The sequence below is a fragment of the Rhizobium sp. UBA1881 genome, assembly GCF_002338015.1.
GTDB lineage: Bacteria > Pseudomonadota > Alphaproteobacteria > Rhizobiales > Rhizobiaceae > Rhizobium.
Map to the genome: position 1 here is coordinate 1,318 of NZ_DDHH01000113.1, position 14,453 is coordinate 15,770.

Below are 14,453 nucleotides of genomic sequence, written 5' to 3' on the forward strand. Positions count from 1 at the left end.
GCCGAGGACTTCCCGGCCTTCATCGTCAACCGCATCCTGCTGCCGATGATCAACGAGGCGATCTACACGCTTTACGAAGGCGTCGGCACCGTCGATGCCATCGACACCGCCATGAAACTCGGCGCCAACCACCCCATGGGCCCGCTGCAACTCGCCGACTTCATCGGCCTCGACACCTGCCTGTCGATCATGCAGGTGCTGCATGACGGCCTGGCGGACAGCAAGTACCGCCCTTGCCCGCTGCTGGTGAAGTATGTCGAAGCCGGCTGGCTTGGACGCAAGTCCGGCCGTGGGTTCTATGATTATCGTGGTGAGGTTCCGGTTCCGACGCGGTAGAGCGCCTAACCGAAATACGCATCGCCTTCAGAGTGCTAGCTAGTACGAGCGTTCGGTGAATTGGGAGTTATCTCGTGTATCGCCACGAATTACCTCGCATCTACGAAATGTACGATTTGACCTCACGGCTAGCCACGAGCGATGCTTGTTTTCAAGACCTTGATAGATCTCTTGCGGAAAAGCCTCAGAAACTCCGCCAATATCGGCTGCTTGAACGGGATCTTAGCAGTTTGAATCTCGAGGCGTGGTCTTTCCTGAAATCCGAAGTGACGCCGCTATTAGCTGTCAGAGACAAGCGCCGCGGTTGGGAACCTCTATTTAACAAACTGAATCAAGCTAAAGCTTACAATCACTTAAAAGCTTGCGGATACAACAACATAAGGTTCGTTCCAGAGTCGTCTAACGAGACACCGGACCTAGAGGCATATAAATCCGACACGCGTGTGCTGTGTGAAGTGAAAACAATAAATGTTTCTGACATCGAGATTAAACGCAGAGCAAAGAGAAGCATTTTCAATGTAAACACGCAGCTAGACATCGGCTTTTTTGATAAGCTCGCTTCCGACCTCGGAAAGGCATGGAGCCAAATGACGACCTATGATGCCGATCCGGCTGTGAAAAAGCTCGCTTATGTGATCGTCAACTTTGATGATTCATTGCACGAGTACAGCGATTGCTATCGCGAGCAAATCGAGAAGAGTCTTGCAATCAATGAGCGATCCGATTTGGAAATTTTCCTCGATTGGAAGCCTCCCTTTGACACGGCAAAATCTTGAATCTTGCCTTGAAAAACCGATAAAACAGGCACACGAGCTCTAAATCCCCACAGCCCCCTTGATCAGCGCCTTGGCATCCGCGCTATCCCAGGCCGCCGGTCCGTTCATCGCCGAGATCAGGCACCCCTTGTCGTCGATCAGCAACGTCACCGGCAAGCCGAACGCCAGCCCCTGCTTCTTCAGCCCGTTGAACACCGCGATCGTGTCGTCGCGGTAAAGCTTCAGCGCATCGACGCCCGTCTCAGATAAAAACGTCTTCGGCTTCTCGTCGTCGCCGGTGTCGATATTGACGGGCACCACCTGGAACTTGTCGCTGCCGAGTTCTTTCTCCAGCGCGTTCAAGGCCGGCATTTCCTCGCGGCAGGGCACGCACCATGTCGCCCAGAGATTGAAAAGCACCGTCTTGCCGGCGAAATGGTCGAGCGTCATCGGCTTGCCGTCGGCATCCTTGAAGGCGATCGATGTCATCCGGACCGGCTGTTCGGGCGCGACCATGGCGGCGACCTCGCCCTTCAGGAAGGGCTTGATGCGGGTCGCGATGTCCTTCGTGGCCTTGCATTCGCCCGCCGCCATATCGGCGCCGCCATTGCCAGACCCCGTCTCCTTAATGTAAACCGCTGCCGCACCGGCAATGATGCCTGCGACGACCGCGATCCCGATCAGTTTCAGGGATGGCAGGCGCAAGGGCGTTCTTGTTGTCATTTCATTCTCCCGGACACGCGTTCTTCAAGGCAGGCATCTTTCATGGCCGACAGCACGGACACCAAATCCTCCAACCAGATGTGGGGCGGACGTTTCGCTTCCGGCCCAGATGCGATCATGGAGGAGATAAATGCCTCGATCGGTTTCGACAAGAAGCTGTTTGCGCAGGATATTCGCGGATCGATCGCCCACGCCACCATGCTCGCCCACCAGGCTATCATTTCGGCCGATGATAAGGACAAGATCGTCGAAGGGCTAAACACGATCCTGTCAGAGATTGAGAGCGGCAATTTCGAATTCTCCCGCAAGCTCGAGGACATTCACATGAATGTCGAGGCACGGCTCGCGACGCTGATCGGTCCGGCCGCCGGCCGCCTGCACACCGCCCGCTCGCGCAACGACCAGGTGGCGCTCGATTTCCGCCTCTGGGTGAAGGAAGAGCTGCAGAAGACCGAACAGCTGCTGACCAGCCTGATTGCGGCCTTCCTCGACCGCGCCGAAGAGCATGCCGATACCGTCATGCCCGGCTTCACGCATCTGCAGACCGCCCAGCCCGTCACCTTCGGCCATCACTGCATGGCCTATGTCGAGATGTTCGGCCGCGACCGCTCGCGCGTGCGCCACGCCATCGAGCATCTCGACGAGAGCCCGATCGGCTCGGCTGCCCTTGCCGGCACCGGCTATCCTATCGACCGCCACATGACGGCCAAGGCGCTCGGCTTCCGCGAACCGACCCGCAATTCGATCGATACCGTATCCGACCGCGACTTCGCCATCGAGTTCCTGGCGCTGGCCGCGATCTGCGCCATGCACCTGTCGCGCCTGGCCGAAGAGATCGTCATCTGGTCGACGCCGCAGTTCGGCTTCGTGCGCCTGTCGGATGCCTTCTCCACCGGCTCCTCGATCATGCCGCAGAAGAAGAACCCCGATGCCGCCGAACTGGTGCGCGCCAAGACCGGCCGCATCAACGGTTCGCTGATCGCGCTTTTGACGATCATGAAGGGCCTGCCGCTCGCCTATTCCAAGGACATGCAGGAAGACAAGGAACAGGTCTTCGACGCCGCCGAAAGCCTGGAGCTCGCCATATCAGCGATGACCGGCATGGTCCGCGACCTGACGATCAACACCGAGCGCATGAAGGCTGCCGCCGGCACCGGTTATTCCACCGCGACCGACCTCGCCGACTGGCTGGTGCGCGAGGCGGGCCTGCCCTTCCGCGACGCCCACCATGTGACCGGCCGCGCCGTGGCGCTCGCCGAAAGCAAGGGCTGCGACCTCTCCGACCTGTCGCTCGCCGATCTGCAGGCGATCAACGCCGCCATTACGGACAAGGTCTACGACGTCTTGACGGTCGAGGCCTCGGTCGCCAGCCGCAAGAGCTTCGGCGGCACGGCGCCGTCTGAAGTCAGGAAGCAGATCGCCTATTGGCGCGCCCGCAACTGATCCCGAAAAGGGCGGAGCGCAACCCGCTTCGCCCCTTCGATTTCGCAAAGCGCCAGACCTCAACAATCAGGGTGCACAAGGCGGATAAACTTCGCTATGAAGGTGTCCATCCGTGCCGCTTCCCAAGAGGAATTCCATGCAGACCAGCTTCCCGCAGATCATCCGCCTGACGGTCGTTTTTGCCGTGATCGGCCTTGCCGTCGCCGGATGCGGGCGCAAGGGCGACCTCGATCCGCCGAGCGTGCAGGCAACGAAGGAGGGCGACTCGTCCAAACCGACGCAGCAGCCCGGTGTCAAGGACAAGCACTTCTTCCTCGATCCTCTTCTGTAACAGGCGACTAAAGTGAACCATTTCGAGTATCGCGACGGCATCCTCTACGCCGAGAACGTTCCCGTTCCCGAGATTGCCAAGGCCGTCGGCACGCCCTTCTACGTCTATTCCACGGCAACGCTCGAGCGCCACTACAAGGTCTTCTCGCAGGCCTTCAGCGATGTCGATTCCATGGTCTGCTACGCCATGAAGGCCAATTCGAACCAGGCCGTGCTGAAGACGCTCGGCAATCTCGGCGCCGGCATCGATGTCGTCTCCGAAGGCGAGCTGCGCCGCGCGCTGGCAGCCGGCATCCCGGCCAACCGCATCATGTTCTCCGGCGTCGGCAAGACCGCGCATGAGATGGACTATGCGCTCGAAGCCGGCATCTACTGCTTCAACGTCGAATCCGAGCCTGAGCTCGAGATCCTCAACCAGCGCGCCGTTAAGGCCGGCAAGAAGGCGCCCGTCTCCTTCCGCATCAATCCCGATGTCGATGCCCGCACGCACGCCAAAATCTCGACCGGCAAGAAGGAGAACAAGTTCGGCATCTCCTGGGAACGCGCCCGCGCCGTCTACGCCCGAGCAGCCACCTTGCCCGGCATCGAAGCCACAGGCATCGACATGCATATCGGCAGCCAGATCACCGAGCTGCAGCCCTTCGACGACGCCTTCAAGCTGCTGCGCGAGCTGGTCAGCACGCTGCGCGCCGACGGCCACGATATCCACCATGTCGATATCGGCGGCGGTCTCGGCATCCCCTACAAGGACGACAACAACCCGCCGCCGCTGCCCGACGCCTATGCCGCGATCGTCAAGAACCAGCTGCGCGAGCTCGGCTGCAAGATCGTCATGGAGCCCGGCCGCCTGATCGTCGGCAATGCCGGCATCCTGGTGACCGAGGTGCTCTACGTGAAGGACGGCGGCGAAAAGACCTTCGTCATCGTCGACGGCGCCATGAACGACCTCATCCGCCCGACGCTCTACGAGGCCTATCACGAAATCCGCCCCGTAGTGATCTCGGCCGCCAACGCGCCGCGCATCAAGGCCGACGTCGTCGGCCCCGTTTGCGAGACCGGCGACTACCTGGCGCTCGACCGCGAAATGGCGATGCCGAAATCGGGCGATCTCTTCGCCGTCAGCTCCGCCGGAGCCTATGGCGCGGTACAGGCCGGCACCTACAATAGCCGCCTGCTGGTGCCCGAGGTGCTGGTCAAGGGCAGCGATTTCCACGTCATTCGTCCACGCCGGACCTATGAAGAGCTGATCGCGCTCGACAGCGTCCCCGCCTGGCTCGACTGATCAACGGCAATCACTTTTTGGCGAAGACGCGGGAAAAACCGGCATTGACCGGCCCCTGCCCTCGTCTTCGCCACAAAGAGTGTTATCCTTTCCGCATACCGTCTTGCCCGGTCGCCGCCGCGCAAGCCCTCTCTGCCCTTTAACGCCAGGCCCCTAACGCCAGATCGCGGAGACCGGATTGAAGAACAGCACCAAGAGCGAAAAGAAAGGTGCATTTGCCCTGAAGCCGTCGCTCGCACGGCTGGTGGCAGCAAAGCGCCTGACCGCCCAATGCGTGTTGCTGTTCGAGCAGGTGCTGCCTCTCACCCTGCCCATCCTGTCGCTCGCGGCACTTTATCTGGCCGCATCCTGGTTCGGCGTCTTCCGCATCGTTCCTGATTGGCTGCGCATCGTGCTGCTATTCGGCTTCGGCCTCGGGCTGCTGGCGACGCTCTATCCCTTCCGCAAGCTGCATTGGCCGGGTTCGGCCGCAGCCGACCGGCTGCTGGAAGAGCGCAACGGTCTGCCGCATCAACCGGTCGCCGTGCAGGAAGACGAGCCGGCCTTCGACACGCCCTTCGCCCGCGCGCTGTGGCGTGAGCACCAGACCCGCATGGCCGAGAAGATCGCCTCGCTGGACGCCGGCTTTCCGCAGCCCGATATCGCCTCGCACGACCGCTGGGCGCTGCGCGCAATCCCCGCCCTCCTGATCGTCGTCGCCTTCGGCTATTCGGTCTCCACCAATGGCGGCTCGATCAGCGATGCGCTGCAGCCGCGCCCGCAGGCGCAGGCAACCGACCCGGCAGTCCGCATCGACGCCTGGATCACCCCGCCCGCCTATACCGGCCGCGCCCCCGTCTATCTCACCGCGACAGGCAGCGAGCAGGGCGCGATCAAGATCCCGCAGTCGTCGAACCTCACCGTGCGTGTCTCCGGCGGCAAGGCCGACGAGAAGGTGGTCTTCGCCCGCGAGGACGGCCAGCGCATCGAGATCGCCGCCGCTGAAAACCCCGTCACCGCGCCGAACGCACCCGCTTCGGAAACGCCCGCGACACCTCCGCCGGCAACGGCCGAGGCTCAGCAGCCGGCGACGGCAACGCCCCAGCAGCAGACCGCCTCCACGCATCTGATGAAGCTCGAGGAAAACGGCACGCTTGAAGTCAACGGCCGCAAATGGGCCTTCGACGTCATTCCTGACAAGGCGCCCGAGATCGCCTTCAACGGTCTGCCGAAGCCGACGGTCAACGGCGCGCTGGAGATCGGCTACACGATCAAGGACGACTACGGCGTGCAGGAAGCCACCGCCGAAATCGTGCCGGTCGAGACAGACACGAGCGCCACGCCGCTTTATCCGCTGCCCGAATACAAGCTCGACATTCCGCGCCGCAACGCCCGCGACGCCAAGGGCGTCGCCAGCAAGAACCTCACCGAGCATCCGCTCGCCGGCAAGCGCGTGCGCATCACGCTGATCGCCAAGGACGCCGCCGGCCAGACGGGCCGCAGCCCGCCGCACGAGATGACGCTGCCCGCCCGCCCATTCAGCGAGCCGCTCGCAGCCGCCGTCGCCGAGCAGCGCCAGACCTTCGCGCTCGACACCCGCAAGATGCCGGAAGCGATCGCGCTCAACGAGGCGCTGACGCTGCGCCCGGAAGAGACGATCCCCAATCTCACCAATTACCTGCTGATCGAATCCGCCCGCCAGCGCATGAAGCTCGCCAGGGGCGACGAGGCGCTGAAGGACACGGCCGACTATCTGTGGGACATCGCCATCGGCATGGAGGACGGCAATCTCTCGCAGGCCGAGCGTAACCTGCGCAACGCCCAGCAGAACCTCGCCGACGCCCTGCAGCGCAACGCGCCCGACGCCGAGGTCAAGAAGCTCATGGACGAGCTGCGCAAGGCGATGCAGGACTACATGAAGGAGCTGGCGCAGCGCATGCAGAATGCGCCGATGCAACCCAACCAGAACGCCCAGAACGTCATTCGCCAGCAGGATCTGGAGCGGATGATGGACCAGATCGAAAACCTGGCCCGCTCCGGCAACCGCGACGCCGCTCAGCAGATGCTGTCGGAGCTGCAGCGGATGATGAACAACATGCAGGCCGGTCGCCCACAGCGTGGCCAGCAGCAGCAGGCCCAGGACAACAGCCAGATGCGCCAGCAGATGGACAAGCTCGGCCAGATCCTGCGCGACCAGCAGAAGCTGATGGAAGAGACCTTCAAGCTCGACCAGCAGCTGAAGGACCGCATGCAGCGCGGCGACCCCAACAACATGAACCCCGACCTCGGGATGAACGACCCGCTTCTGAACGACATGCCGATGGACAATGACGGCATGCCGCAGGATCAGCAGCAACAACAGGGCCAGCAAGGCCAGAACCAGCAGGGCCAGCAGCAACAGGGTCAACAAGGCCAGCAGGGCCAGAACCCGTCTGACGAGATGACGGCCGAACAGCTGCGCGAGGCGCTGAAGCAGCTGCGCGAGCGCCAGGACCAGCTCGGCAAGCAGCTCGGCGAAATGCAGAAGAGCCTCGGCGACATGGGCATGAAGCCCGGTCAGGGCTTCGGTCAGGCGCAACGCGAGATGGAAGGCGCCGGCCGCGAGCTCGGCCAGGGCCGCGGCGAACCGGCCATCCAGGGTCAGGGCCGCGCGCTGGAGGCACTGCGCCAAGGCGCTCGCGACATGATGAACCAGATGATGCAGGCGCAGCAGGGCCAGCAAGGGCAGGGTCAGGGGCCGCAGGGTCAGGTCGGCCAGGGCAACCAGAACGGCCGCGATCCGCTCGGCCGTCCGCGCCGCGCCGACGGTCCAGACTTCGGCGATCAGGTGAAGGTGCCCGACGAGATCGACGTGCAGCGCGCCCGCGAAATCCTCGATGCCATCAGAGAAAAGCTGGGCAACAACCCTTCACAGGAGATGGAACGGCGCTATCTTGAACGCCTGCTCGATATTCAATAAGACGCAGGATATATTCTTGATTTCAAACCTGCCCCGAACAGCGGCTTTTCACCCGTATGGGGCTATTCCAAAACCGCGGAAGCTTCGTAATGTCGCGGCGGCAGGCGACGAACGATAGCGATTCGATGGCAATTCTCTTCAAGACGGTAATCGACGAAAACACGGCATTCGAGATGATCGGCAGTGCCCTGTCCGAGCACGGCAACGACTATGACGGCTATCTGAACGTCGTCGCCGACGAAGGTGAGCAGACGCTGACCTGGGGCCCGAACATGCATGCCGAGCAGTTCCAGGCCGAAATGACCGAGATCTTCCGCGCCACCTGGGACATCTGCCCTTTCTGGGTGGTCTATGAGCGCCGCGACGATCGCAAGGATCCCGACGCCAACGACATCCGCAACGCCGCCTTCAGGCTGACCCGCGCCTATGACGGCGTGCTCGTCGTCACGCTTAGCCTGCTCGACAAGCGCGACCATGCCGAGGATATCGAACTGATCTTCGTCTGCTTCAAGGAAGACCCGCAGCGCCGGAATTTTCGCGTGCGCTTCGAGGGCAAGTTCATTCAGCCGCAAAACTGAAAAAGCCGGCGAGAGCGCCGGCCTTGAATGGCATTACCAAGCTGTCTCAGGCTGCCAGAGCCCGAGCAACCGCCTTGCGGATATCGGGAAGCGCGAATGGCTTCGACACGACATCGACGATCTTTTCCGCGAGGTCATCGGCGCGTTCGCGCTGTTCGGCATAGCCGGTCATCAGAAGGATCTTCAGCGCCGGAAAAGCCGACTTCGCCTGGTGTGCGAGTTCGATGCCGTCCATTACGGGCATGCGGATATCCGACAGCAGCAGGTCGTAGCCGCCGATGTTGAGCTTCTCCAGCCCTTCCGCACCGTCAGCCGCTTCTTCGGTCTCATGACCGTCGAGGCGCAAAGCGCGGGCTACGAAAGAACGCAGGGAATCTTCGTCTTCCGTAATCAGAATTCTTGCCATGGTGTGCATTGCTCCGTTTCATGCCCTACCCGCAAATCACACGACTTTCCTTTGCGAGTGGTAAACGGCCGAAGGCAATGATCCGGGCGATGGACGGGATGGTTAACAACCCGTCTTGAAATGGGGCATCCAAGCATGTCGCGCAAAAGTGTGCAGCGGTTTTGCGGCAACGACATGCGACAAGAAAAAGAGGTGACTACGCGTCGCCCGTCACCACGCCGACGAAGGGGAGCTCGCGGAAGGCATAGGCCACGTCCATGCCGTAGCCGACAACGAAATAGTCGGGGCATTCGAAGCCGACATAATCCGCTTCCAGCTTCTCCTTGCGCTTCACGCTCTTGTCGAGCAGCACCGCGATGGTGACGTTGCGGGCGCCGCGCTCGTAAAGCAGTTCCTTTGCGAACTTCAGCGTGCGGCCGGATTCGAGGATATCGTCGATCAGGAGAACGTCGCGATCCTTCACCTCGCTGTCGATATCCTTGACGATCCGCACACCCTGCGAAACCGTGCCGGTGCCGTAGCTCGACAGCGTGATGAACTCGACCTCGGGCGCCAGCCCGCTGTCATGCAGCGCGCGGATAAGGTCGGCCGCGAAAATGAACGAGCCCTTGAGGACGGCGATGACGAGCAGGTCTTTGGTCGGTCCCTTCGCGATCTCCCGGGCGATGGCATGATTGCGCTCGGCAATCATCTCGGCCGTGAAAAGAGGATCGATATTCTTACCGCGCACCACAGGCATGAAGGCTTGCTCCCTGAAAACAAGCACAAGCCGTTAGCACAAACCGCGCGGCGAAACACCCCTTAGGGCATAAAGGAGAGCCGAACCTCGGGCGTTTTTCCACCGGGATACTGTATCCTGGAGGAGAAGCCGCGGCTCTGGCCGCCATAGATCACGTCGGCGGGCGCATTGATCACCACGCTGGCGACCAGTTTTTCGTCAGCGTAGAGGTTTGCGCGGATCGGCCGCACCATCTGCGTCGTGCCGCTGACATTGTCGATGATGCCGTTGATGAGAAGCACCCGCATGCCATTTGCATCGCGCGGCGTCGCCGTCACATGGGTGAAGTGCAGCGGATCGGTATCGACAGCCGCATTGGACGCAGACAGGCCGGAGAACCCGCCGGAGAGACCGAAGACGAGGACGCAGAGCGCCACGACAAGCACGGAGAAATGCTTGAGCGAGGCCTGCTGCAGCCACGCCTCGGCGGCCTGGACGAAGGATGGCGCCAGAGCCGGCGCTGCTCGCTCTGGACGTGGCGGCGACGGACGAGCGCCGGCACTGCGGCTGTTGTCGTTGAAACTGCGGCCCTTGAAGCTGCGATCGTTGAAGTCAGGCCCGCGCTGCTTGCCGATGACGACGAACTCGGCGTCGGCGATATCGGCGGGACGGCTTTGCCGGTGCTCGCGCTTCACGGTATCCGGCGGCAGGAAATCATAGGCCCGCCCGGGTGCCTGGCGCTTGAACGAGGAGGATGTCATGACGACCGCCTTTCCGGTATCCACTGCTTTCACGCCCAGCCTGAGAACCGGGCATTGAAACGAATCCTCTCTACTCGTAAATTTTATTGGTTAATGCTTCGCAAATGCCGCCATCAAACAGGCGTCTTTCCGGCGAAATTTACCCGTTGTTAACGGATCTGGTTAACAAGTCATGCGGTGAAACAACAAGAAACTGAGCGGCCCGTTGATCCACTTCGAGAATGTCGGTTTGCGCTATGGAATGGGACCGGAAATCCTCCGGGACCTGACCTTCGACATCCCGAAGAAATCCTTCCAGTTCCTGACCGGCCCCTCCGGCGCCGGCAAGACAACGCTGCTTCGGCTTCTGTTTCTTTCGCTGCAGCCGACACGCGGGCTGATCCGCATGTTCGGGCGCGACATCACCGATATACCCCGCACCGAACTGCCGCTGCTGCGCCGCCGCGTCGGCATCATCTTCCAGGAATTCCGCCTGCTCGACCATCTCACCACCTATGAGAACGTGGCGCTGCCGCTGCGCGTGCGCGGCAAGGACGAGGCCTCCTACAAGACCGACGTGCTGGAACTGCTGAAATGGGTCGGACTCGGCGAGCGCATCAACGTGCTGCCGCCGGTGCTTTCGGGCGGCGAGAAGCAGCGCGCCGCGATTGCCCGCGCCCTCATCGACCGCCCCGAAATCCTGCTCGCCGACGAGCCGACCGCCAACGTCGATCCGCCGATGGCGCGCCGCCTGCTGAACCTTTTCCTCGAACTCAATCGCCTGGGAACCGCCGTCGTGATCGCCACCCACGATCTGACGCTGATGGACCAGGTGGACGCCCGCCGGATGATCCTCTCGGAAGGGCACCTCGACATCCATGACTGAGCCAACCGCCCGCCCCGCAGCGCCTGCAGCCGCCAAGGGTCAGAAACGCCCGGAGATGAAGGTGCGCCCGACCGCGCCGATCCTGCCGTCCGCCAATATCCAGGGCAACGCGCTGATGGTCGTGATCGCGATCATGGCCTTTCTCGCCTGCCTGACGCTCGGCGGCGTCTCCATGGTGCGCTCGACGGCCGCAAGCTGGGAAAGCCAGATCTCCCGCGAGATCACCATCCAGATCAAGCCGGACGACGGGCTCGACATGGACAAGGCGCTGAATGACGCCCGCCGCATCGCGCTTACCTTCGTCGGCACCAAGGATGGCCAGATCGTCGACGAGGCCGCCACCGCGCGCCTGCTCGAACCCTGGCTCGGCACCGGCCTCGACATCAAGGAACTGCCCGTCCCCCGCCTCGTCATCATCACCATCGACGAAAGCAACCCGCCCGATTTCGACGCGATGCGCGCCATGCTGAAGGAGAGCATTCCGCAATCCTCGCTCGACGATCACCGCACCTGGGTCGATCGCCTGGTCTCGATGGCGCATACGACTGTCATGATCGGCACCGGCGTGCTGCTGCTGGTTTTCTCCGCCATGGTCCTGACCGTCGTCTTCGCCACCCGTGGCGCGCTTTCGGGCAACCGGCACATCGTTGAAGTCCTGCACTTTGTCGGCGCCGAGAGCTCCTTCGTCGCCAACGAGTTCCAGAAGCATTTCCTGAAGATCAGCCTAAAGGGCTCGGCCGTCGGCTCAGCACTTGCCGCCCTCTTCTTCATGAGCGCCGGCTTCCTGCAGAGCCGCACACTCGCCACCCCGCAGACCGACCAGGCGACAGCGCTGTTCGGCACCTTCTCGGTCGGCGCGCTCGGCTATGCCGGCATCTTCGCGACGATGATCGTCATCGCCCTCCTGACCACCTTCACTGCCCGGCTAACGGTCATGCGCACCATCTACGAAATCGACACGCTGCGCTCCGATCCCACCCGCGCCGATGGCCTTCCGAATTAAGATTACGGGCTGCATTTTGCCATGAAAGCGTCTGTTCGCCGCCCTAATCTGCGTATATTTTTTGATTCATGAGCATGAGCCGCATGTCGCACGACCCGATTCGCCCGAAAACGGAGCTTTCCCGCTCCGAGAGCGAGCCCGCGCGCCGTGGTCCCGTTCGCCGCATGCTGCGCTGGGGCGGCGTCACCTTCGTGCTCGCTATCGCCCTGGTTTTCGGCGGCTTTCTGTTCTTCGCGGATTCGGTCACGACCCTGAAGCCGCCGCTCGATCCGCATGCGGACGCCATCGTCGTGCTGACCGGCGGCTACCAGCGCATCGACCAGGCCGTGGAACTCTTGCAGAAGGGCGCAGGTAAGCGCCTGCTGATCTCCGGCGTCCACCCGACCACCACCCGCAACCAGATCCGCAAGATGACACAGGCAGCGCCCGATCTCTTCGATTGCTGCGTCGACATCGGCTACGACGCGCTCGACACGATCGGCAATGCCGAGGAAGCGACCAACTGGATCCACGCCAAGGGCTACAAGAGCGTGCTTGTTGTCACCAACAACTACCACATGCCGCGCAGCCTCGCCGAACTCGCCTATGTCGATCCCGAAACCCAGTTCGTGCCCTATCCCGTGGTCAACACCGATCTGAAGAACAGCAACTGGTTCACCGATCCCAACGCCATGCGCGTCATGCTGGCCGAATACGGCAAGCTGCTCTTTGCCGGCGCCCGCAACCTGACCGGCCTCTTCCGCCACCCGGGCCTGCGCTCCGCCGAAGGCGATAGCTGAGCCGATCAGCGCTTTTTATGGCGGAGAATATCGTGTAGGACGGCTGTGCCGCCCGTCTGGCGGATCTAGGCCTCGGGAAACTTCATGATCGCCCTGCGTTCCGTTCTCTTCAACACGATCTTCTACGCCAATCTCATCCTGCGAATGATCGTGTTCTCGCCCTATTACTTCCTGGCGCCGCGCCGGAGCGCCTATCGCATCCCGAAGAACTGGGCGCTCTCCAACCACTGGCTGATGGAAAAGATCGTCGGCACCACCTTCGAGATCGAGGGCCTGGAGAATCTGCCCGAGGGCGGCTACATCCTCGCGCCCAAGCACCAGTCCTTCTGGGACACTTATGCGCTCCTCCCCTGGCTGAAGGACCCGGTCTATATCCTGAAGCGCGAACTCATGTGGATCCCGCTCTTCGGCTGGTACGCCAAGAAGCAGCGGATGATCCCGATCAATCGCGGCGCGCGCGGCAAGGTCATGGTCGAGGCGCTGCGCCGCACCAAGGAAGAACTCGCCACCGGCCGTCAGCTGATCATCTATCCCGAGGGAACCCGCCGCCCACCGGGCGCCGAGCCGGTCTACAAATACGGCATCGCTCGCATGTATCGCGACCTGCAGCTGCCGGTCGTTCCTGTCGCCATGCAGCCTGGCCTGTTCTGGCCGCGCCGCTCGACCATGCGCTATCCCGGCCACTACAAGGTCCGCATCCTGAAGCCGATCGCACCAGGCATGGACCCGGACGCCTTCTTCGCGCATCTGATCGAGGTGACCGAACGCGCCAGCGACGAAATCCTGATTGAAGACGCCGCGCGCAACCCCGACCTGCCGCTGCCGCCCACGGCACTCCAGCGCCTGGAAGAACTGCGCAAGCAGAACGCCGCAACGACCGGCTAAGGCGCGCAGTGCCGTGGCCCCCTGAGGCGCATAGCGCCTTGGCCCGGCTAAGGCGTGCAACGCCTTGGCCTACGCCGCGCTAAGCCGCCCGCAGCCGCTCCACCTCGTCGACCACATCTTCCAGCCAGTGGTCGCGAATGCCCATCTCTTTCAGATGCGCCAGCGTGTTGAAGACATAGGCGTCGTTCGGCCCCGATTTTCCCTGCGCCTGATGCACGATGCGCGCAGCCGCGATCGTATCCAGTGAGCCGGCATATTGCGTGTGGTCGCGGTCGACGACGTAGGCGACGCCCTTGACCCCGCGCCCGCCTGCAAGCTGCAGCGGAACCTGACGCTCCAGATAAACGTTGGTCACAAGTTCGCGTTCTCTGAGATAGCCGATGACTTCGTCCCAATCCTCGCCCGCGACGCGAAACGCCATGCCGCGGCATGATCCTCCGCGATCGAGCCCCAGCACCAGCCCCGGATTTTGCTCGGTACCCCGATGCACCCACGAGCGAACGCAGAGAGATCGCCGATAGCCATGAATAAGCGCTTGTGACCGTTCAACAAACGCGAAGCCCGGATTCCACATCAGCGATCCGTAGCCAAACACCCAAAATTCGTCCATATCCCAAGCCAGACCGAGATTCTAATTTTGCGGACAACCAT

The 14,453-nt window shown here is 62.1% G+C and carries 16 protein-coding genes; 11 read left to right on the forward strand and 5 right to left on the reverse strand.

The features are described from left to right. Window positions 1–336: 3-hydroxyacyl-CoA dehydrogenase family protein (locus B3605_RS13450; protein WP_296434455.1), on the forward strand; the 336-nt coding region annotated here is incomplete at its 5' end. Window positions 337–410: 74 nt separating this feature from the next. Next, window positions 411–1,112 carry a hypothetical protein gene (locus B3605_RS13455; RefSeq protein WP_112941405.1) on the forward strand — a complete coding sequence of 234 codons (702 nt, stop codon included), beginning with the start codon at window positions 411–413 and terminating at the stop codon, window positions 1,110–1,112. 39 nt (window positions 1,113–1,151) lie between these two features. Here B3605_RS13455 and tlpA read toward each other — a convergent pair whose 3' ends face one another. Next, window positions 1,152–1,814: a thiol:disulfide interchange protein TlpA gene (gene tlpA, locus B3605_RS13460; protein ID WP_111565130.1), complete on the reverse strand. Its 663-nt coding sequence runs from the start codon at window positions 1,812–1,814 to the stop codon at window positions 1,152–1,154. 42 nt (window positions 1,815–1,856) lie between these two features. Here tlpA and argH point away from each other — a divergent pair, with 42 nt between their 5' ends. From argH to B3605_RS13485, 5 genes are all read left to right on the forward strand, one after another. Then, complete coding sequence (gene argH / locus B3605_RS13465) at window positions 1,857–3,257, forward strand: argininosuccinate lyase (protein ID WP_112941406.1); 1,401 nt, start codon at window positions 1,857–1,859, stop codon at window positions 3,255–3,257. A 136-nt stretch (window positions 3,258–3,393) separates the two neighbouring features. Next, window positions 3,394–3,588, forward strand: coding sequence for an LPS translocon maturation chaperone LptM (lptM, locus tag B3605_RS13470; RefSeq protein WP_112941407.1), 195 nt, complete (start codon window positions 3,394–3,396; stop codon window positions 3,586–3,588). Between the two features lie 12 nt (window positions 3,589–3,600). Then, window positions 3,601–4,869, forward strand: coding sequence for a diaminopimelate decarboxylase (gene lysA / locus B3605_RS13475; RefSeq protein ID WP_018901497.1), 1,269 nt, complete (start codon window positions 3,601–3,603; stop codon window positions 4,867–4,869). 178 nt (window positions 4,870–5,047) lie between these two features. Then, entirely contained in the window at window positions 5,048–7,807 is a 2,760-nt protein-coding gene (locus B3605_RS13480) for a TIGR02302 family protein (protein WP_112941408.1), read from the forward strand. Between the two features lie 125 nt (window positions 7,808–7,932). Continuing rightward, window positions 7,933–8,385: a hypothetical protein gene (locus tag B3605_RS13485; protein ID WP_026283549.1), complete on the forward strand. Its 453-nt coding sequence runs from the start codon at window positions 7,933–7,935 to the stop codon at window positions 8,383–8,385. Between the two features lie 46 nt (window positions 8,386–8,431). Here the strand turns inward: B3605_RS13485 and B3605_RS13490 are convergent, their stop codons facing one another. The 3 genes from B3605_RS13490 to B3605_RS13500 all read right to left on the reverse strand — a co-directional run bounded on the left by B3605_RS13490 (window position 8,432) and on the right by B3605_RS13500 (window position 10,270). Beyond that, the gene (locus B3605_RS13490; protein WP_026283548.1) at window positions 8,432–8,791 is read right to left on the reverse strand and encodes a response regulator; all 360 of its coding nucleotides are present in this window, start codon (window positions 8,789–8,791) and stop codon (window positions 8,432–8,434) included. A gap of 196 nt (window positions 8,792–8,987) precedes the next feature. After that, complete coding sequence (gene hpt / locus B3605_RS13495) at window positions 8,988–9,530, reverse strand: hypoxanthine phosphoribosyltransferase (RefSeq protein ID WP_018901493.1); 543 nt, start codon at window positions 9,528–9,530, stop codon at window positions 8,988–8,990. Between the two features lie 62 nt (window positions 9,531–9,592). Next, entirely contained in the window at window positions 9,593–10,270 is a 678-nt protein-coding gene (locus tag B3605_RS13500) for a hypothetical protein (protein ID WP_210297273.1), read from the reverse strand. Between the two features lie 205 nt (window positions 10,271–10,475). Here B3605_RS13500 and ftsE point away from each other — a divergent pair, with 205 nt between their 5' ends. The 4 genes from ftsE (at window position 10,476) to B3605_RS13520 (ending at window position 13,802) form a co-directional block, all read left to right on the forward strand. Beyond that, window positions 10,476–11,135 carry a cell division ATP-binding protein FtsE gene (gene ftsE, locus B3605_RS13505; RefSeq protein ID WP_047508673.1) on the forward strand — a complete coding sequence of 220 codons (660 nt, stop codon included), beginning with the start codon at window positions 10,476–10,478 and terminating at the stop codon, window positions 11,133–11,135. Then, a complete protein-coding gene (locus tag B3605_RS13510) occupies window positions 11,128–12,138 on the forward strand; it encodes a cell division protein FtsX (RefSeq protein WP_112973972.1) in 1,011 nt (336 codons plus the stop codon). The genes ftsE and B3605_RS13510 overlap by 8 nt, the downstream gene beginning before the upstream one ends. Window positions 12,139–12,221: 83 nt before the next feature. After that, window positions 12,222–12,917 carry a YdcF family protein gene (locus B3605_RS13515; RefSeq protein WP_296434465.1) on the forward strand — a complete coding sequence of 232 codons (696 nt, stop codon included), beginning with the start codon at window positions 12,222–12,224 and terminating at the stop codon, window positions 12,915–12,917. 84 nt (window positions 12,918–13,001) lie between these two features. Next, complete coding sequence (locus B3605_RS13520; protein ID WP_112941412.1) at window positions 13,002–13,802, forward strand: lysophospholipid acyltransferase family protein; 801 nt, start codon at window positions 13,002–13,004, stop codon at window positions 13,800–13,802. Between the two features lie 79 nt (window positions 13,803–13,881). On the opposite strand, the gene B3605_RS13525 is transcribed toward B3605_RS13520, so the two are convergent. Beyond that, window positions 13,882–14,412 (reverse strand): gamma-glutamylcyclotransferase, encoded by a 531-nt coding sequence (locus B3605_RS13525; protein WP_112941413.1) that lies wholly within the window; start codon window positions 14,410–14,412, stop codon window positions 13,882–13,884. Between the last annotated feature and the right edge of the window lie 41 nt (window positions 14,413–14,453).